18 protein-coding genes are annotated in these 17,410 nt (G+C 75.1%); 11 read left to right on the forward strand and 7 right to left on the reverse strand.

The genetic code is table 11. The annotated features are described in order from the left end of the window. Positions 1-11: 11 nt before the first annotated feature. Both RB614_RS16800 and RB614_RS16805 read left to right on the forward strand, forming a co-directional pair. Positions 12-1,865: a dynamin family protein gene (locus tag RB614_RS16800; RefSeq protein ID WP_308713443.1), complete on the forward strand. Its 1,854-nt coding sequence runs from the start codon at positions 12-14 to the stop codon at positions 1,863-1,865. A gap of 73 nt (positions 1,866-1,938) precedes the next feature. Continuing rightward, entirely contained in the window at positions 1,939-2,586 is a 648-nt protein-coding gene (locus RB614_RS16805) for a hypothetical protein (RefSeq protein WP_308713444.1), read from the forward strand. 18 nt (positions 2,587-2,604) lie between these two features. Here the strand turns inward: RB614_RS16805 and RB614_RS16810 are convergent, their stop codons facing one another. Then, entirely contained in the window at positions 2,605-2,886 is a 282-nt protein-coding gene (locus RB614_RS16810; RefSeq protein WP_308713445.1) for a hypothetical protein, read from the reverse strand. Between the two features lie 124 nt (positions 2,887-3,010). Between RB614_RS16810 and RB614_RS16815 the strand changes: the two genes are divergently transcribed. After that, positions 3,011-4,777, forward strand: coding sequence for a DUF2207 domain-containing protein (locus tag RB614_RS16815; protein ID WP_308713446.1), 1,767 nt, complete (start codon positions 3,011-3,013; stop codon positions 4,775-4,777). Positions 4,778-4,789: 12 nt separating this feature from the next. Here the strand turns inward: RB614_RS16815 and RB614_RS16820 are convergent, their stop codons facing one another. Then, entirely contained in the window at positions 4,790-6,280 is a 1,491-nt protein-coding gene (locus RB614_RS16820) for an Hsp70 family protein (protein ID WP_308713447.1), read from the reverse strand. Positions 6,281-6,358: 78 nt separating this feature from the next. On the opposite strand from RB614_RS16820, the gene RB614_RS16825 reads away from it, so the two are divergent. The 3 genes from RB614_RS16825 to RB614_RS16835 are packed head-to-tail and all read left to right on the forward strand — an operon-like array spanning position 6,359 to position 10,258. Beyond that, the gene (locus RB614_RS16825) at positions 6,359-7,180 is read left to right on the forward strand and encodes a glycerophosphodiester phosphodiesterase family protein (RefSeq protein ID WP_428983026.1); all 822 of its coding nucleotides are present in this window, start codon (positions 6,359-6,361) and stop codon (positions 7,178-7,180) included. Next, positions 7,177-8,559: an MFS transporter gene (locus RB614_RS16830; RefSeq protein WP_308713449.1), complete on the forward strand. Its 1,383-nt coding sequence runs from the start codon at positions 7,177-7,179 to the stop codon at positions 8,557-8,559. The genes RB614_RS16825 and RB614_RS16830 overlap by 4 nt, the downstream gene beginning before the upstream one ends. Before the next feature lie 19 nt (positions 8,560-8,578). After that, on the forward strand, positions 8,579-10,258 hold the full coding sequence (locus tag RB614_RS16835; RefSeq protein ID WP_308713450.1) for an acyl-CoA dehydrogenase family protein: 1,680 nt from the start codon (positions 8,579-8,581) through the stop codon (positions 10,256-10,258). Positions 10,259-10,373: 115 nt separating this feature from the next. On the opposite strand, the gene RB614_RS16840 is transcribed toward RB614_RS16835, so the two are convergent. Next, on the reverse strand, positions 10,374-10,790 hold the full coding sequence (locus RB614_RS16840) for a nitroreductase family deazaflavin-dependent oxidoreductase (protein WP_308713451.1): 417 nt from the start codon (positions 10,788-10,790) through the stop codon (positions 10,374-10,376). Between the two features lie 109 nt (positions 10,791-10,899). On the opposite strand from RB614_RS16840, the gene RB614_RS16845 reads away from it, so the two are divergent. Further along, positions 10,900-11,862, forward strand: a complete 963-nt coding sequence (locus tag RB614_RS16845; protein WP_308713452.1) for a tyrosine-type recombinase/integrase — start codon at positions 10,900-10,902, stop codon at positions 11,860-11,862. Positions 11,863-11,928: 66 nt separating this feature from the next. On the opposite strand, the gene RB614_RS16850 is transcribed toward RB614_RS16845, so the two are convergent. The 3 genes from RB614_RS16850 to RB614_RS16860 form a co-directional block, all read right to left on the reverse strand. Further along, positions 11,929-12,231, reverse strand: coding sequence for an ArsR/SmtB family transcription factor (locus RB614_RS16850; RefSeq protein ID WP_308713453.1), 303 nt, complete (start codon positions 12,229-12,231; stop codon positions 11,929-11,931). Positions 12,232-12,268: 37 nt separating this feature from the next. Next, positions 12,269-13,483 (reverse strand): winged helix DNA-binding domain-containing protein, encoded by a 1,215-nt coding sequence (locus tag RB614_RS16855; protein WP_308713455.1) that lies wholly within the window; start codon positions 13,481-13,483, stop codon positions 12,269-12,271. Positions 13,484-13,655: 172 nt separating this feature from the next. Next, complete coding sequence (locus RB614_RS16860; protein WP_308713456.1) at positions 13,656-14,084, reverse strand: heavy metal-responsive transcriptional regulator; 429 nt, start codon at positions 14,082-14,084, stop codon at positions 13,656-13,658. A 97-nt stretch (positions 14,085-14,181) separates the two neighbouring features. On the opposite strand from RB614_RS16860, the gene RB614_RS16865 reads away from it, so the two are divergent. From RB614_RS16865 to RB614_RS16875, 3 genes are all read left to right on the forward strand, one after another. Beyond that, positions 14,182-14,811, forward strand: coding sequence for a carbonic anhydrase (locus RB614_RS16865; protein ID WP_308713457.1), 630 nt, complete (start codon positions 14,182-14,184; stop codon positions 14,809-14,811). Positions 14,812-14,946: 135 nt separating this feature from the next. Next, positions 14,947-15,420, forward strand: coding sequence for a MarR family winged helix-turn-helix transcriptional regulator (locus RB614_RS16870; RefSeq protein WP_308713458.1), 474 nt, complete (start codon positions 14,947-14,949; stop codon positions 15,418-15,420). Positions 15,421-15,658: 238 nt separating this feature from the next. Continuing rightward, positions 15,659-16,156 (forward strand): metallophosphoesterase family protein, encoded by a 498-nt coding sequence (locus RB614_RS16875; protein WP_308713459.1) that lies wholly within the window; start codon positions 15,659-15,661, stop codon positions 16,154-16,156. On the opposite strand, the gene RB614_RS16880 is transcribed toward RB614_RS16875, so the two are convergent. After that, positions 16,150-16,668: a DinB family protein gene (locus RB614_RS16880; protein ID WP_308713460.1), complete on the reverse strand. Its 519-nt coding sequence runs from the start codon at positions 16,666-16,668 to the stop codon at positions 16,150-16,152. The two genes, RB614_RS16875 and RB614_RS16880, sit on opposite strands and share 7 nt — an antisense overlap. Here RB614_RS16880 and RB614_RS16885 point away from each other — a divergent pair. Beyond that, entirely contained in the window at positions 16,667-17,227 is a 561-nt protein-coding gene (locus RB614_RS16885; RefSeq protein ID WP_308713461.1) for an HNH endonuclease signature motif containing protein, read from the forward strand. The genes RB614_RS16880 and RB614_RS16885 overlap by 2 nt on opposite strands. The last annotated feature ends 183 nt before the right edge of the window (positions 17,228-17,410 follow it).

Below are 17,410 nucleotides of genomic sequence, written 5' to 3' on the forward strand. Positions count from 1 at the left end.
CGAGGGCGGCCGTGAGTTCCCCCAATCCCGACGCGCTGCAGAAGCTGCTCACCGGGGCGGTCGACACGTCCCTGGCGTTCCTGCGCAAGACCGACCCGGACGCGGCCGCCGACCTGGACGCGGTCCGCCGCCGCGACGGTGGCCGCCCCGCCATCGTCGTCGTCGGCGAGACCAAGCGCGGCAAGAGCTCCCTGGTCAACGCCCTCATCGGCGTACCCGGGCTCTCGCCGGTCGACGCGGCCGTGGCCACCGCCGCCTACCTGGAGTTCAGCCACGGCGCCGAGCACGCCGCCAAGGCGTGGCTGCCCGGCCGGGAGGATCCGGTGCCGCTGCGCCAGGCCGACCTGCGTGACTGGGCCACCCCGTTCGGGCGGCTGCCGGACGGGGCCCGCCCGCCGCGGCGGATCGAGGTCACCCACTCGGCGCCGCTGCTGCAGTACCTGTCCCTCGTGGACACCCCCGGCACCGGCGGCCTCGACCCCGTGCACGCCGAGGTGGCCCTCGACGCGGTGGAGAAGGCGACCGCGCTGCTGTTCGTCGTCGACGCGGCCGCCCCGTTCGCCAAGCCGGAGCTGGAGTTCCTCATCGAGGCCTCCAAGCGGGTCAACTTCGTGGTGTTCGCGCTGACCAAGGTGGACGCCTACCCCGGCTGGCGCACCATCTGGGAGGACGACCGCGCGCAGCTGCAGGCGCACGCCCCGCGGTTCGGCTCGGCCCCCTGGTACCCGGTCTCGGCGCGGCTGGCCGAGCTGGCCATGACCCTGCCCCGCGAGGCCGCCCCGGAGCTGATCAAGGAGTCGCGGATCGCCGAGCTGCAGCACGCCCTCATCGACCTGGCCGGCAAGGGTCACCTGCTCGGCCAGGCCAACGTGCTGCGCGCGGTCCGCTCCGAGTACATCCGCCTCGACCTGCAGGTCGGCGACAGGATGAAGGCCACCGACCCGGACCCGCAGGACATGGCCAGGGCCAAGGCCGACCGGGCCGCGCTGGCCGCCCGCAAGCGCACCGAGTCCCGGCAGTGGAGCCTGGCGCTCAACACCGAGACCCAGCGGGCCCGGGTCGAGGCGACCGGACGGCTGCGCAACTACGTGACCGCGCTGCAGGAGGAGTACCTCAACAAGATCGAGAAGGCGAAGGGCGACGACATCAAGGCGCTGCCCCAGGAGGTCGACCGCGCCCTGCACGCCCTGTCCGTGCGGCTCTCGCACGACCTGGAGTTCCGCTTCCGCAAGGTCGCCGAGCGGACGCTGACCCAGGTGTTCGGGCCGCACGAGCTGCAGTACGTGCTGCGCCGCCTCAACGCCACCCTGCGCCACGCCCTGGCCACCAAGCCCCGCCGCGAGGGCGGCGGATCCGACAACGTGATGATCGCCATGTCCGCCGGTGGCATGGCGTTCATGGCCGGCCGCGGCGCCGTCGCCGGTGCCTCCGCGCTCGGCGCCGGCGCGATCATCGGCGGCGGGCTGCTCATCCCCGTCGCCGGCCTCGGCCTGGGCCTGGCCGCCGGCGCCTTCATCCTGTACCGGCGGCGCGTGCAGAACGACCGCCAGCAGGCCCGGATCTGGCTGCGCGAGGTGCTCGGCGAGGCCCGCGCCGCCCTCTCCGACGAGATCATGCACCGCTTCACCGACCTGCAGTACGCGCTGACGCTCGCCCTCGACGACGCCATCGAACGCCGCCTGCAGCAGCTCGACGCACACATCGCCGAGATCGACAAGGCCCTGGCCGAAGACAAGGCGAGCCGCGCCCGCCGCAAGGCGGCCCTGCAGACCGAACGCGACGGGCTACGCGCCCGGGTCAAACAGGTCGACGAGGTCCTGGCGAGGGCGCGTTCCCTCGCCCCGGCACGCCCCACCGAGGAGTAGGCATGAGCGAGCGAACCATCAGGCCCGGTCTGCTGGGAGTCTCGTGCCCGCCCGCAGCGAAGCGAGGACGGGCATGAGCGACCACGGCTGGGGCGGCGACTGGCCGGACGACCTGGACCCCGACTCGAGCGGCGACCTGGGCGGCGACACCTCCGACCCCGGTGCCGACTACGGCGCCGGCCTCGGCGCGGAGTACGGCCCGGATCCCGGCTCCGACTTCGGCTCGGACTTCGGCGAGGCCGAGACCGCCGACCTGGGCGCCTTCGACCACCACCCGGACCCGGATCCCACGGCCGACGCGCCGCTGGACCCGGCCGGCGACTCCACGGTCGACGGCGGCCCCGGTGACGGCCCGTTCGACGGCGCGGACGGCGGCGACACCGACCCCGGCGACGGGGACGCGCCCGAGCCGACCCCGGTCGGCGCCGACCCGGACGTCGACGCGCACGCCGACACCTGGACCGACCAGGCGTTCCCCGAGCCCCTCGACGTGGACGCCCCCGAACCGGTCGACGGCTTCCCCTGGACCGACCCGGCCACGCTGGGCGCCGCCCCGCTGCCCGACCCGGACGCCGGCTACCAGGGCGCCCCCGAGGCGAACGAGCTGGCCGCCTACGCCGGCGAGGAGCTGCCGCCCGGCACCGACCCGTGGACCGCCCTGGCCGCCTCCGAGGACCCGGCGACCAGCTCCCTGGCCCGCTGGTGGGCCCCCGACACCTGAGCCGCGGGCCGGAAACGACTACCGGCCGTTGCCGGTGCCGTCGTCGGCCAGCCTGCCGAGCATGTCGATGATCCGGTCGAGCTTGCCGTGCGCCGCCGTCAGCGACGCCTGGTGGCGGTCGAGCTTTTCGTTGTGCTGCGACTGGGTGATCGCGAGTGCCTGGATCGTGTGCTGCTGGGCGCGCAGCGTCTGCGCCATGTCGCCCAGATCCCGGTCGCCGCTGGCCCGCAGCCCGGACTCCACGCCAAGCCGCTCCTCGATCGCGGCGATCCGCCGCTCCAGCTCGTCCAGGCCGCTCATGCGGGCGAGTCTAGTCCCGGCATCTCACGTTCGGGGGCCGTGGTCCACGCGCACCTGAGCCGCCGGTCGCTGGCGTACCGCCGATATGATCCACAGCCGGGCGGCGGGGGCGGAAGGGGTACCGATGGCGGCGGGGCCGGTGGCGCGGCGCAGGCGGCGGGACGCGGCCGCGCTGTTGGTGGGGGTACTGCTGGTCGGGCTCGCCGGCCTGCTCGCCGCCGGGCTCGGCGGCAGCGGCGAGCGGATACCGCGGATGTGGGTCGCCGCGCGGCTGCTCGACGACGGGTCGGCCCAGGTCACCGAGGTCATCGACTACGACTTCGCCGGCGCGCGACGGCACGGGATCTACCGGACCGTGCCGCAGGACGCGCCCGGCGACGTGACCGGTGTCGCGGTCACGATGGACGGCGCGCCGGTGCCGTTCGACGTCCGCGCCGGCCGCTTCGCCCGGATCGTGATCGGCGACCCGGCCGCCACGGTGACCGGCGTCCACCGCTACCGGATCGACTACGGCCTGCCCCGGCTCGGCGACGACAGGTGGCTGGCCTGGGACGCCGTCGGCACCGACTGGGAGGTGCCGGTCGACCGGGTCGAGGTCCACGTCGCCGGCCCGCACGGCATCGGCTCGCCGACCTGCGTGGCCGGCTGGTCCCGCGCCGGCGACCCGTGCGCGGCGCTGGCGCAGCCCGTACCCGGGCAGCTGGACGCGGTCCACGACGGCCTGGACGCCGGGCAGGGCCTGACCCTGTACGGGCAGATCGCCCGCCCCGGCGGTGGCGGCGCCGCGCTGCCGCCGCCGCCCGGCGGTCCACCGCCGCCCGCCGCGCGCGGGGACGGCATCGTGACCGGCTGGCTCTGGGCCACCGGCGCCGCCCTCGCCGCGGCCCTGGTGGTCGCGGCGCTGCTCCGGCTCGCCGGCCGTGAACGGGTCCGGACCGAAGACGGCCGGATCCGGCGGATGGACATCGGCCGGCTGGCCCGCACCGTCCGACCCTCGCCGCTGCCGCCGGCCGGCCTCGGCCCCGCGCAGGGCGGCATCCTGCTGACCGACCAGGTGCGCAAGCGGCACCTGGTGGCGTGGCTGCTCGGCGCCGGCCTGGACCGGCACCTGCGGGTCACCGGGATCTCCCAGCCGGTGCTCCGCCTGCCGAAGGAGCGGCCGGACGGCGCCGACGAGCTGACCACGGAGGTGCTCGCCACCCTGTTCGCGCAGAACCCGAACGTGGCCCTGCGCAAGTACAACCGCAACTTCGCCGCCGCCTGGACGAAGCTGCGCCGCGGCCTGCGCGGCTGGCGCCGTTCCGGCGGCGACGGGCTGTGGGAGCGGCGCGGTGAGCCGCTGCGCCGGGCCGCCCTGGTCTGCGGGGCGCTGGCCACCGCCGCCGGGCTCGCCGTCCTGCTGCTCGCGGCCGGTGACGTCACCGCGCCGGGGGCGGGCTGGCGCACCCCGGTCACGGTCGGTGCGGCCCTGGCCGGTGCCGGGCTCGCGGCGCTGCTGCTGGCCTGGGAGCTGCGTACGCTCACCGTCCGCGGCAGCGACCTGTGGTGCCGGACCGAGGCGTACCGCCGGCACCTGGCCGGGCTCGACGCGTGGGACGGGCGCGACGAGGACGTGCACACCGCCTGGGCGGTCGCCCTCGGCGAGGCGCGGTCGTGGCTGGCGGCGGCGCAGCGGGCGGTGAAACCCCCGTCCGGCCGGCCGGCCACCACTCCCGCGTACGACCACGTGCGGTGGCAGCTCGCGCTGTACCTGCCGACCGCCACCGCCAGCGCCACCTCGTCGCCGGCCGTCGGCTCCGGGAGCTCCACGAGTTCGGGCGGGTACAGCGGCGGCGGTTCCAGCGGCGGTGTCGGCGGGGGTGACGGCGGCGGGGGCGGCGGCTCCTGGTAGACCCGGCCGGGGTCAGGAGGCCAGGACGATCAGCACCACCACGGCGATCAGGACCATGGCGCCGAGCGCGACCGTCCACACCAGAGCGGGCTCCTCGTACCAGGCGCGCCCGCGCGACCGGGGGGCCATCGCCGGCGGGCGGGGCGGGGCGACCGGTGCCGGCCGCGGCGGCTGCACATGCTGCTGCGGTGGGCGCGGGGAGACCGGGGTGGCGCTCACCGGCGGCGCCGGCGGGCGGGCGATCACCGGCGGCCGGGGCGGCGCGACCGGCGGGCGCGCGGCCGGGGCCATCGGCGGGCGGGAGACCGGCGCCGCGGGTGGGCGCCCCACCGGTGCCATCGGCGGCGCCATCACCGGCGGGCGGGCCGGCGGGGCCGGTGCCCGCGGCGGTGGGGCCACCGGGCGGGGCACTCCGGAGTGGACCGGGCCGGCCGCGGCCGCCGGCCCGCCGAAGAACAGGGCGCCCTCGGCGACCACCGTCTCCGGCTGCTCCAGGGTCGTCGGGGCGACGCCGAGCTCGGTGTGCAGCAGGTGCGCCGCCAGGGGGATGCGGCTGGAGCCGCCGACCAGGAAGATGCCGACCAGGTCCAGCGGGGCCAGCCGGGCCGCGGTGATGGTCTGGGCCAGGCAGTGGACGGTCTGCAGCATGTACGGGCGGATCAGCCCGTCGAACTCGTCCCGGGTGATGTGCGCGGAGATGTCCAGCGCGGGCAGGTGCACGTCGGCGCTGGTGGTCCGGGACAGCATCTCCTTGGCCCCGCGCACGTCGTCGTAGAGCAGGGCCCGCTGCCGCCGCTGGCCCGGGTCGGCGGGGGCGACCAGACTGTTCCACAGCATGGTGCGGGTCTCGGAGTAGCCGCGCCCCAGGTGCTCCACCAGCGCCTGGTCGAAGTCGAGCCCGCCCAGGTCGGACAGGCCCGCCTCGGCGAGCACCTCGAACCCGGTCGGGGTGCGCCGCACGACCGTCGCGTCGAACGTGCCGCCGCCCAGGTCGTAGATGGCCAGCGCCCGCCCCACCGGCATCGCGCTGCCCAGCACCGCCGTGTAGTACGAGGCCGCCGCGACCGGCTCGACGACCAGGCGGGGGGTGGGCAGGCCGGCGGCGCGGACCGACTCGACCAGCACCGCCCGGCGCCGCTCGCCCCAGCGGGCCGGATGGGTGACCCGGACCTCCTCGACCGGGCCGCCCAGGTGGCGGGCCGCCTCGGTGGCCAGCCGGCCGAGGACGGCGGCGATCACCCGGGGTACCGGCAGCTCCTGCTCGCCCAGCAGCACCACCCCGTCGTCGACGCGGCGCTTGGGGTTGGGCTCGAAGCGGGCCGGGTCGAGCCGCGCGGAGCGCTCGGCGTCCCGGCCGACCAGCAGCTTGCCGTCCGGGTTGAGGTAGACGGCCGACGGCAGCAGCGGCGAGCCGTCGAACAGCAGCGGCCGCGCCCGCCCGTCCGCGCCACGGACCATGGCGACCGTGTTGGACGTGCCGAAGTCGATGCCGAGCACCCGCATGGCCGTCACCCTACCGTCGCCATGTCCATGCATACTGCACGCCGTGAGCGCGAGGAGTGAGCTTCGACGGCCCGCCGCATGCCGACACGGCCGGCACGCGAGCCGCGCGGTCGCGAACGAAAGGCGGGCACCGTGAGCTACCTTGACGCGCCGGGGCCGCTGGCGTTCGCGCACCGGGGCGGCGCCGCCGAGGGCGACGAGAACACCGCTGAGGCGTTCGCGCGGGCCGTCGCGCTCGGTTACCGGTACGTGGAGACCGACGTGCACGCCACCACCGACGGCGTGGCCGTGGTCTTCCACGACGCCACCCTGGACCGGGTCGCCGGGCGGCCGGGGCGGGTCGACCAGATGACCTGGGCCGACCTGGCCACCGTGCGGGTGGGCGGCGCGGCGGCGGTACCCCGGCTCGACGAGATCCTCGCGGCGTGGCCGCAGATCCGGTTCAACATCGACGTGAAGGCCGGCAGCGGTGTCGCGCCCACGGTCGAGACGGTGACCCGCGCGGGTGCCGGTGACCGGGTGCTGCTGGCCTCCTTCAGCGACGCCCGGCTGGCCCGGCTGCGCACCCTGGCCGGGCCGAAGGTGGCCACGTCGCTGGGGATGCGGGCGGTGGCCCGGCTGCGGGTGGCGTCGCTGACCGGGCAGCGGCTGGTGCTGCCGACCTCGGTGGTGGCCGCGCAGGTCCCGGTCCGGTACGGGCGGCTGCCGGTGGTCGACCGCCGGTTCGTGCGGTACGCCCACAAGCTCGGCCTGCAGGTGCACGTGTGGACGATCGACGACCCCGCCGAAATGCACGCCTTACTTGATCTTGGTGTTGATGGCATCATGACGGATCGCGTCGACGTGCTACGCGAGGTCTATGTGAGCCGGGGCGTGTGGCACGACGAAGGGGACCAGTGACAACCACCGACACCGCCAGCACCGGTACGGGCGCCTACGCCACCCGCGGCGAGCGCCGAGGCTGGTACTTCTACGACTGGGCCAACTCCGCCTTCCAGACCACGGTCATCGCGGTCTTCCTCGGCCCGTTCCTGACCGCGGTCACCGAGCAGGCGGCCGGCTGCCCGCTCGGCGCCGACGAGTGCGACGCCGACGTGCACCCGCTCGGGCTCACCGTCGCGGCCGGCTCCTACTACCCGTACGTGGTGTCGCTGTCGGTCCTGCTCACCGTCTTCGTGCTGCCGGTCATGGGCGCGGTCGCCGACCGGTCGGCGCACAAGAAGCGGCTGCTGGCCGGGGCCGCGTTCCTCGGCGCGGCCGCCACCTGCGGGTTCGCGTTCGTGACCGGCGAACGCTACCTGCTGGGCGGCGCGCTGTTCCTGATCGCCAACATCTCGTTCGGGGCGAGCATCGTCGTCTACCACTCGTACCTGCCGCAGCTGTCCGGCCCCGACGAGCGCGACGACATCTCCAGCCGCGGCTGGGCGCTGGGCTACCTGGGCGGCTTCATCCTGCTCGCGCTCAACCTGGTCGCCGTGCAGATCTTCGGCATCGAGGACGACGACCAGCGCACCCTCGACATCGCCCGCTGGTCGATCGTCTCCGCCGGCGTCTGGTGGGCGCTTTTCACGCTGGTGCCGCTGAAGTGGATGCGCGAGTACCCGGCGCTGCACGCCAGCACCGGCGCCAACGTGGTCACCGACGGGTTCCGCCAGCTCGGCCGCACCGTCAAGGGCATGCGGGCGTACCCGCTCACGCTCTTCTTCCTGCTCGCCTTCCTGGTCTACAACGACGGCATCCAGACCGTGATCAACCTGGCCAGCCAGTTCGGCAGCGAGGAGCTGGGGCTGACCACCAACACCCTGATCATCACGATCCTGGTGGTGCAGCTGACCGCGTTCTTCGGCGCGCTCGCCCTCGGCCGCCTCGCCGCCCGGGTCGGCGCCCGCAACACCGTACTGCTCAGCCTCGTGCTCTGGACCGCCGTCGTGGTCGCCGCGTACTGGCTGCCCGGCGAGGCCCCGCTGCCGTTCATCGCCCTCGGCGCCGCCATCGGCATCGTGCTCGGCGGCAGCCAGGCGCTGAGCCGGTCGCTGTTCAGCCAGCTCATCCCGAAGGGCAAGGAAGGCGAGTACTACGGCTTCTACGAGATCAGCGACAAGGGCACCAGCTGGCTCGGCCCGCTCGCGTTCGGCCTCGTCTACCAGGTCACCAACAGCTACCGGGTGGGCATCGTCGCGCTGGTCGCGTTCTTCGCCGCCGGGTTCGTACTGCTGATGCTGGTGCCGCTGCGCCGCGCCATCCTGGCCGCCGGCAACCAACCACCACACGTTCTCTAACGGCCGTTAAGGTATTGGCGTGGACCGTTTCGTACAGGCCGTGCCGCCCCCCGCCGACCCCTACGCCGGCGACCCGCTGCTGCGCTCCTGGCTGGACCGCGTCCTCGGCCCGGCCGGCCACGCCGCCGCCAAAGACCGCCTCTCCACCCTCGCGGCCGACGTCGTGGACACCCTCCGCGCGGCACACGCGGACGCCGAGACACACCCGCCAACCCTCATCCGGTACGACGCGTGGGGCGGGCGGGTCGACCGGATCGAGACCAGCGCCGGATGGCAGCGGCAGCGGGCCGCCGCCGCCCGCCACGCGCTCGTCGCCCTGCCGTACCTGCCCGAGGCCCGGGCCACCTGGGGCGCCGCCGCCCGGGTGGTACAGCACGCGCTGCTGCACCTGTACGGCCCCGAGTCCGCCACCTTCTCCTGCCCGGTCGCCATGGCCGACGGCGCCGCCGCGCTGCTGTCCCGGCCCGAGGTCGACCCCGCCGTACGCGACGCGTGGCTGCCGAAGCTGGTCTCCACCGACCCGGCGGTCGCGGTCACCAGCGGGCAGTGGATGACCGAGTCGCAGGGCGGCTCCGACCTGTCCCGATCGTCCACAGTGGCCATCCTCGGCCCGTCCGGCTGGTCGCTGACCGGCGAGAAGTGGTTCTGCTCCGCCGCCGACTCCGCCGTCGCCGTGGCGCTGGCCCGCCCGGACGGCGCCGGACCGGGCAGCCGGGTCCTGGCCCCGTTCCTGGTCCCCCGCTACGGCCCCGACGGCGTCTCACCCGCCCCCGGCGTCCGCGTGCACCGGCTCAAGGACAAGCTCGGCACCCGCGCCCTGCCCACCGCCGAGATCGGCCTGCGCGCCGCGGCCGCCCTGCCGCTCGGCGACCCGACCGGCCCCGGCGGCCTGGCCCGCGCCATGACGCTCGTCGTGGTCACCCGCCTGCACAACGCCGCGGCCGCCGCCGGTGGCATGCGCCGCGGCCTCGCGTACGCGCTGGCGTTCGCCGCCAACCGCACGGTCGCCGGCGGCCCGCTGGCCGGCTCACCCCTGCACCGCGCCACCCTCGGCACCCTCGCCGTCGACGCCGCCGGCGCGTACGCCCTGGCCGCCCACGCGTTCGCGCTGCTCGGCCGGGTCGAGGTCGGCGCCGACCCGCGGGCCGCCGCCGAGCTGCGCATCGTCGCCCCGCTCGCCAAGCTCACGACCGGGAAACTGGCCGTGGCGTCGGCCAGCGAGTACGTGGAGAGCTTCGGCGGCGCCGGCTACGTCGAGGACACCGGCGTATCCCGCCTGCTCCGCGACGCCCAGGTCCTGCCGATCTGGGAAGGCACCACCAACGTCCTGGCCCTCGACGCCCTCCGCGCGGTGGTCCGCGACGACGCCGCCGGCCCGCTGCTGGCCCGCCTGGACGCCGCCCAGGACACCGCCCGCGGCATGTCACCGGCCCTCGCCGACCAGCTCGCCGCCGCGACCGCGTCGCTCCGCACCGACCTGCGCGACGTGGCCGCCGACCCGACCGCGCCCGCCGTGGTCGCCGGCGCCCGCGGCCTGGCCCTGCGTATGGGCCACACGCTCACCGCCGCGCTGCTGGTCGAGCACGCCACCGCCGGCGACGAGCAGGCCGAGGTCGCCGCCCGCCTTTGGGCCCGCCGCTGGCTCCGCCACGACGACATCGCCGTCGACGCCCACCACCACCTCGACGCCCTGGCCTGACCCGCGCGGGCCAGCCCGCCCACAGCGGCGGTGATCGTGGTATTTCAGTGCCCCTCTGTGGGCACCTAGATACCACGATCTGATTCCGGAGGGTGAGGGGCGCCGAGGGCGCGGCTCAGCGGAGGCGGCGCAGGACGACGACCGGGATGGTGCGGGTGGCGGCCTTGGCCTGGTGGTCGGCGAAGAACGGGTACCGCTCGACCACGCCGGCGAAGATCTCGTCGCGCTCGGCGCCGCGCGGGACCACGGCGGTGGCCTGGTACCTCTCGCCCTCGACCTCCACCGTGACCTCGGGGTGGGCGACCAGGTTGCGGTACCAGTCGGGGTGTTTCGGTGCGCCCGCGTTGGAGGCGATGACCAGCAGGTCGTCTCCGTGCGGAAGGAACATCATCGGGGCGGTGTGTGGCGTGCCGGTGCGGGCGCCGGTGGTGGTCAGCAGCAGCATCGGCCGGCCGTGCGCGCTGCCGCCGGCGGCCCGGAACTCCTCGATGACCTGGCGGTTGTGGGCCTTCATGTCGGCGGGAATGGTCATGCTTCCTCCGTGGTCATCCGGCTGGCGCGCAGGACCCCGAAACTAGCCGAGGTCCCTGACAGGGCGTGTCAGGGACCGGCCGGCGCCGCGCCGCTGGGATGATCTAGGCATGTATCCGGCTGTGCCACGGGTGGACATCGAGGTCGCCGCCGGCGGTCACGACTTCACCGAGGCGTGGCTGCGCAACCGGCGGCTCTCCGAGCACACCCGCGCCGCGTACCGCCGGGACATCGCCGGCTGGCTCGCCTGGTGCACGGCCCGCGACCTGGAGCCGCTGCGCGCGTCGTTCCTGGACGTCAACGCGTACGGCCGGGACCTGGAGGCGACCGTCGACCCGCGCAGCGGCCGCCCGCTCACTCCGGCCACCGTGGCGCGCAAGCTCTCCGCGCTGTCCAGCTGGTACGACTTCCTCACCAAGCTCCGCGCGGTCGAGGCCAACCCGGTCGCCGGCGCCGACCGCCCCAAGGTCGCCCGCGACCACTCCAGCACCGTCGGCCTCACCCCGGAGGAGGTGGACGCGCTGCTCGCGGCCGCGGACGCCGACACCGGGCCGCATGCGGCCCGCAACCGGGCCGCCGTCGCGCTCCTGGCCGACCTGGGGCTGCGGGTGGGTGAGCTGGTCAGCTTGGATCTTTCGGACATCGGGTACGAGCGGGGGCATCGCAGCGTCCGTTTCGTGGGCAAGGGCGGCAAGCCGCGCCGGCGGGCCCTGACCCCGGGCACGTCCGCCGCGCTCGATGCCTACCTGCGGGTGCGGCCCGGCCCGGGCGAGGGCGCGGTGTTCCTGACCGCCAGCGGTGCCCGCCTGGACCGGCACGCGGTGTTCCGCCTGGTGCGGCGCCTGGCCCGGCTGGCCGGGATCCCGGCGTGGGCGAAGCTGTCGCCGCACTCGCTGCGGCACGCGTTCGCCACGACCGCCCGCGCCGAGGGGGTGCCGCTGGAGGACGTGCAGGACGCGATGGGGCACGCCGACCCGCGCACGACCCGCCGCTACGACCGCGACCGGCACAACCTGGACCGCGACCCCGCGTACGCGATCTGGGCCGCCCGCGCCCGCCGCACCGCCCGCTGACCGGCCGCGGGTGCCCCGCCGGTGCGGGCAGCTCCAGAGCGTCGCGCACGCACAGCCCGGGTCCGGTCAGGTGTTGTCGAGGTGTCGCTCCAGCCGGTCGAGGCTTTGCGACCACAGCCGCCGGTAGGGGGCCAGCCACGTGTCGATCTCGGCGAGGGGCTCGGGGCGCAGCTCGTACCAGCGGCGCTGGGCGTCCTGCCGCACTCGCACCAGGCCGGCCTCGCGGAGCACCCGCAGGTGCTTGGAGGTGCCCGGCTGGGTCAGCCCGAGCCGCTCGACCAGCTCGCCGACCGGGCGGGGGCGCTCCAGCAGCAGGTCGAGGATGCGGCGGCGGGTCGGCTCGGCCAGGACGTCAAAGGTCGACAGCACCCATCGAATATAACCCGCCCCGCATATACCGGTCACGTCAGGCGTGGCCGCCCACGGTGACCTCGCCGAGCGTCAGCGTGGGGGTGGCTTCGAGGATCTCCCCCAGCCGCTCGACCTGCTCCCCCAGCGCCTTGAGCCGCGCCGGGCTGAGCGTGCCGAACGCCTCGACCGTCACCGCGATCCGCTTGCCGGAGCGGCGCTGGTGCCAGATCCCGGCGACCGTGCCGTCGACGAGCAGGACCGCGAAGTTGCCGGCCTGGCCGCGGTTGAGCGCCCGCTCGCCGGCGCGGCCGGGGAAGACCTTGTCGCGGGGGTGGCAGCCGATCGCGTACGCGTCGAAGTAGGGCAGCAGCCGCACCCCGCGCGGCCGCCCGGCGGGCATGTCCGTGTCGCCGGCCACCACCCAGGCGGGCGCGCCGTCGACGGTGACCTCCTCCAGTCCCGCGGCGGCGAACAGCTCCTGGGCGGTGCGCTGCCCGATCGCCAGCCACTTGGCGAAGTGGGCGGGCGTGGCCGGCCCGTACCCGTGCAGGTAGTGCCGGACCAGCGTGGACAGCGCCTGGTCCGGCGGCGCGGCCTGGAAGCCGGGCAGCCAGCGGGCCGGGCTGGTGTACGTGGTCTGCCGTCCCCGGTTGGGGCCGAAGCACATCGCCCCGCGCCGCGTGGCGACCTCCATCGCCTGCATCCACCGCGGCCACCGGTCCTGGAATGCCTCCATCACCCGTTCGCCGGCCCACGGCCCGCACCGGGCGACCACCTCGGCGGTCAGCTCCTCGCTGGTCAGCTCGGCGTCGGCGAGCGCCGCGCCGACCGCGGCGACGACCCGGTCGACCTGGGCGGGGGTCATGAGCGCGTTGGCGCCGGTCGCGTACGGCGGGGACGGCAGCGCGCCGAGCGCACCGGTCCACATCGGCAGGTCGGCGGTGGCGAGCAGGTGCACGGTGCCGCGCGGGCCGCGGGTCTTGACCAGCGTGCGCTCGGCCCACAGCGCCCGCCGCACGTCGAGGCGGGTGGCGCCGGCGACCCGTACCCCGATCGACGCCTCGGCGGCGGACATGACCTGGGCGTGCGCGCCGCACATCGCGCTCACCGCGGCGGGCAGGTCGGTGGCGGGGGCGGCCAGCCCGTGCCGTTCGAGGCGGCGGGCGACCACCTGCGCCCAGGTGAGCGCCTTCACCGCGCCACCGTGGCGGCGGGCGGCCGGGGGGGTACGGGCGAGGCGGTCGGGGATGTCGGTCCGCAAGGGCGTCATGCCCTCCACGGTAGGAGCGAGTTAGGACAGGTCCGGTCACGGTTGGCGCCGTGACCCGGCGCCGCGCTGGCCGGCCGGGGCACGCGGGCCGCCGGCGCGCTCGGCGGTCCGCAGGAGGTGCACTAGCAGCAGCCGCCGCCACAGCAGCCACCGCAGCAGTCCCGCTTGGTCATCACACGCTCACCTCCTCCCGCTCCGGTCCGCACCAGGTCCCCGGCGCCGGCGGCGGGCATTGCCGGGACGGCAGCGCTTCGACCATCGCCGCCATCTCCTCCCGCAGCGCGGAGAGCCGGGCCATCTCGGCGTCGACCTCGGCCAGCCGCCGGCGCAGCAGCTGCTCGGCCGGCTCGCACGGGCAGGTGCCGGTGTCGCGGATGGCGAGCAGGTCGGCGATGTCCCGCAGCCGCAGCCCGAGCCGCTGGCAGCCCTGGATGAACCTCAGCCGGTCCAGCGCGCCCCCGTCGTACGCGCGGTAGCCGCCGGCGGTGCGCCGCGGCGCCGGCAGCAGCCCGGCCCGCTCGTAGTACCGCACCGTGTCGGCCGGCACCCCGGCCACTTTCGCCAGCTCACCGACCCGCAGCCCGCGCAACGTCGTGGTCATGTGACCAACGTAAACCTTGGAGTATGGTCCAACGTCAAGCCCGAACCGGCAGACTCCTTGGAGACGGGACCGGACTGGCGGCGCGGGAGTGTGCGGGATGGACGACGGCATCGGCAGTGAGTGGCCGGCGACGCCGGCGTCGGCGCTGCAGCTGCTGGTGGAGGGAAACAAGCGGTTCGTGGCCGGCGAGCGGCTCCACCCCCACCAGGACGCCGACCACCGGGCGGCGCTCGCGCCGGCGCAGCGGCCGTTCGCGGTGCTGTTCGGGTGCAGCGACTCCCGGCTCGCCGCCGAGATCATCTTCGACCGCGGGCTGGGTGACCTCTTCGTCGTCCGCACCGCCGGGCAGGTGGTCGGGGCGGAGGTGCTGGGCAGCATCGAGTACGCGGTGGCGGCCCTGGACACGCCGCTGATCGCGGTGCTCGGGCACGACTCGTGCGGGGCGATCGCGGCCGCGTACGACGCGGTGCGGCACGGCACCACCCCGGACGGGTTCGTCCGGGACGTGGTGGAGCGGGTGATGCTGAGCGTGCTCGCGGTCCGCGGCCAGGCCCTCGCCGACGCCGACGCGGCCGTGGAGGAGCACATCCGGTACACGGTCGACCTGCTGGTCCGCCGCTCCCAGGTGATCGCCGACCGGCTCGCCGAGGGCCGCCTCGGCGTGGTCGGCCTCTCCTACGGCCTGGCCGAGGGGACGGTGCGCCGGGTCTCCGGTCACGGCGTCTGAAACCGTCGCAGCGCGTCCAGGCAGGCTTCGGCCAGCCCGGGGTGGCCGTCGCCGGCGTCGAGCAGCCCGTGCGCGTACGGCTCGATGTGCGGGTACATCACTCCCCCAATCTAACAGCGCTGTTACATTAGCCGGGTGACACCGGACCGCGACGCCGTGGGCACTCTGATGCGGCACGTGCTGGAGCTGCTCGACGGCGACGTGGCCGCCGTCTACCGCGACGCCGGCCTGCCCGACTACCGGCCGCGCTTCTCCCCGCCGATCCGCGCACTGGTCGCCGCCGGCCCGATGCCGATCCGCGACCTGGCCGCGGCGGTCGGCGTCACCCACTCGGCGGCCAGCCAGACGGTCGCCCAGATGACCCGCGCCGGCCTGGTCGAGCTGGCGCCCGGCACCGACGCGCGGCAGCGGATCGTGACGCTCACCGGCCGCGCCCGCTCGCTGCTGCCGGCGATCGAGGCCGAGTGGGCCGCCACCAGCGCCGCGATGCGCGAGCTCGACGCCGAGCTGCCGATGCCCGTGGCCGACCTGCTCACGGCCGTGCTCGCCGCACTGTCGCGGCGCCCGTTCCGGGAGCGGATCCGGGCCTTCGAAGGCACCCCGATCTGAGCTACCGCGACGCCCGCCGTGGTCCGGACCGTCGCTCCCGCGGCCTCACCCTCCGCCGTGGGCGATCTCACCCCGCCGGTCCCGCCCGGATCGCGACGTTCACGGCTCAGCACCGGACCGTCCCAGCAGATCGTGGTACGGATCCGCCCGCGCGGGGGCTGTTGCGTACCACGATCTCGACGGCCGCTCGCCCGCCCGGCGGTGCCGGGTCGTCCGGGGCGGGTCCTAGGCTGGCGGGGTGCGCCTGGTCATCACGTCGGACACCCACCTGCCGGCCCGGGCCCGCGACCTGCCCGCACCGCTGTGGGCCGCGGTCGACGCGGCCGACGTCGTCGTCCATGCCGGCGACTGGGTGTCGGTGGACGCGCTCGACACCCTGCGCAGCCGGGCCGCCCGGCTGATCGGCGTGTACGGCAACAACGACGGTCCCGCCCTGCGGGCCCGGCTGCCCGAGGTCGCCCGCGCCGACCTGGGCGGCCTGCGGCTGGCGGTGGTGCACGAGACCGGTCCCGCCGCCGGCCGGGAGGCACGCTGCGCGGCCCGCTTCCCCGATGTCGACGTGCTGGTCTTCGGCCACTCCCACATCCCGTGGGACACCGTCGCCCCGGGCGGCCCGCGGCTGCTCAACCCCGGCTCGCCGACGGACCGCCGCCGCCAGCCGTATGCGACATTCCTGACCGCGACGGTGCGGTCCGGTCTGCTCGGTGACGTCCAGCTGCACCGGATCGGTCAGTAGTAGCCCGTTTCCCCGTCGAGCAGCTCGCGGATCGCGTCGAGGTGCCCGGCGTGCCGCGCGGTCTCCTCGACCATGTGGATGAGCATCCACCGCAGCGTGGCCTGCGCCGACCGGAACCGCGGGTGGCGGCCCACCTCGTCCAGCGGGTGCGCGGCCACGATCTCGTTGGAGCGCTGGCACTGCCGGTCGTACTCGTCGAGCAGCTTCGCCAGGGACGCCCCGGCCTCGACGCGCATGTCGGCGTCCTCGGGCTCCTCCAGGTACTGCGGGTTGTCCGCGTACGACCCGCCGAGGAACAGCACCTCGAACCAGCCGTGCTCGGTCCACCGCAGGTGCGAGATCAGCCCGGCGACGGTCATCAGCGGCGAGGTGGGCAGCACGATCCGGTGGGCGTCCACCTCGGACAGTCCCGCGCACTTGTAGTGGACGATCGCGCGCTGCATGTCGAGCCAGCCGACGAGCTGGGTGCGCTCGTCCGCGACGAACGGCGGTCGATCTCTGGGTGGCGGCATGCCGGCGACCGTACCGGACCGGCGTGGCGCCGGGCACCGCATTTCCCGGCCGTGGCTCATGCTGGAGGGCGTGCTCGACCACGTCGGCGGAGTGTCCCGGCATCACACGCCGGAGTCGCTGCGCGCCCTGTTGCTGGCCCGCTCGACGCGGCGCCCGGACGGCTGCCTGATCGTGCGGGGCTACGGAAGCCAGCGCGGCGTCCACCAGAAGATCGCCGGGCGGGCCTGGGCGCACATAGTGGCGTACGCGGTCTTCGTCGGCCCGATCGACCCTCACCTCGAGGTCGACCACACCTGCGGGGTCAAGGACTGCGTCGAGCCCACCCACCTTCGCCAGGTCAGCCACGCGGAAAACTGCCGGTCCCGCGCGCAGGCCCCCACCTGCCGCAACGGTCACCAGCGCGAGCTCGACCCGTCGACCGGCCGGCTACGCCGGCAGTGCGGGGTCTGCAACGCCGAGGCCCAGCGGCGGTGGCGCGCCCGCCAGGCGGCCGAACGCGCCGCGTCCCAAACGCCCGAGGGTCTGGCCGAGTCGAAGGCCCGGTGGGACGCCCGCTGACGCCCCCGGCCGCGGCCAGCGGGTGAGCGATACGAGTCACGCACCCCGACTACTACACCAGCCTGAGTCTTTACGCTTCATAGCCGTCATTATGATGCGCGCCCCGCAACGCTCTATTTGGATTGTTGGATTACCGGTAATGGCAATGCGGTAATCCAAGAGCGGCGTTTGACGGACGGCACA

The sequence above is a fragment of the Phytohabitans maris genome (assembly GCF_031085175.1).
Taxonomy (GTDB): domain Bacteria; phylum Actinomycetota; class Actinomycetes; order Mycobacteriales; family Micromonosporaceae; genus Phytohabitans; species Phytohabitans maris.

What these genes read in the sequence shown, in the direction of transcription:
- RB614_RS16860 (WP_308713456.1), bottom strand. Translation starts at nt 14,084, where the DNA reads ATGACCACGACGTTGCGCGGGCTGCGGGTCGGTGAGCTGGCGAAAGTG.
- RB614_RS16805 (WP_308713444.1), top strand. Translation starts at nt 1,939, where the DNA reads ATGAGCGACCACGGCTGGGGCGGCGACTGGCCGGACGACCTGGACCCC.
- RB614_RS16885 (WP_308713461.1), top strand. Translation starts at nt 16,667, where the DNA reads ATGCCGGCGACCGTACCGGACCGGCGTGGCGCCGGGCACCGCATTTCC.
- RB614_RS16845 (WP_308713452.1), top strand. Translation starts at nt 10,900, where the DNA reads ATGTATCCGGCTGTGCCACGGGTGGACATCGAGGTCGCCGCCGGCGGT.
- RB614_RS16810 (WP_308713445.1), bottom strand. Translation starts at nt 2,886, where the DNA reads ATGAGCGGCCTGGACGAGCTGGAGCGGCGGATCGCCGCGATCGAGGAG.
- RB614_RS16880 (WP_308713460.1), bottom strand. Translation starts at nt 16,668, where the DNA reads ATGCCGCCACCCAGAGATCGACCGCCGTTCGTCGCGGACGAGCGCACC.
- RB614_RS16855 (WP_308713455.1), bottom strand. Translation starts at nt 13,483, where the DNA reads ATGACGCCCTTGCGGACCGACATCCCCGACCGCCTCGCCCGTACCCCC.
- RB614_RS16815 (WP_308713446.1), top strand. Translation starts at nt 3,011, where the DNA reads ATGGCGGCGGGGCCGGTGGCGCGGCGCAGGCGGCGGGACGCGGCCGCG.
- RB614_RS16820 (WP_308713447.1), bottom strand. Translation starts at nt 6,280, where the DNA reads ATGCGGGTGCTCGGCATCGACTTCGGCACGTCCAACACGGTCGCCATG.
- RB614_RS16865 (WP_308713457.1), top strand. Translation starts at nt 14,182, where the DNA reads ATGGACGACGGCATCGGCAGTGAGTGGCCGGCGACGCCGGCGTCGGCG.
- RB614_RS16840 (WP_308713451.1), bottom strand. Translation starts at nt 10,790, where the DNA reads ATGACCATTCCCGCCGACATGAAGGCCCACAACCGCCAGGTCATCGAG.
- RB614_RS16825 (WP_428983026.1), top strand. Translation starts at nt 6,359, where the DNA reads ATGCCGACACGGCCGGCACGCGAGCCGCGCGGTCGCGAACGAAAGGCG.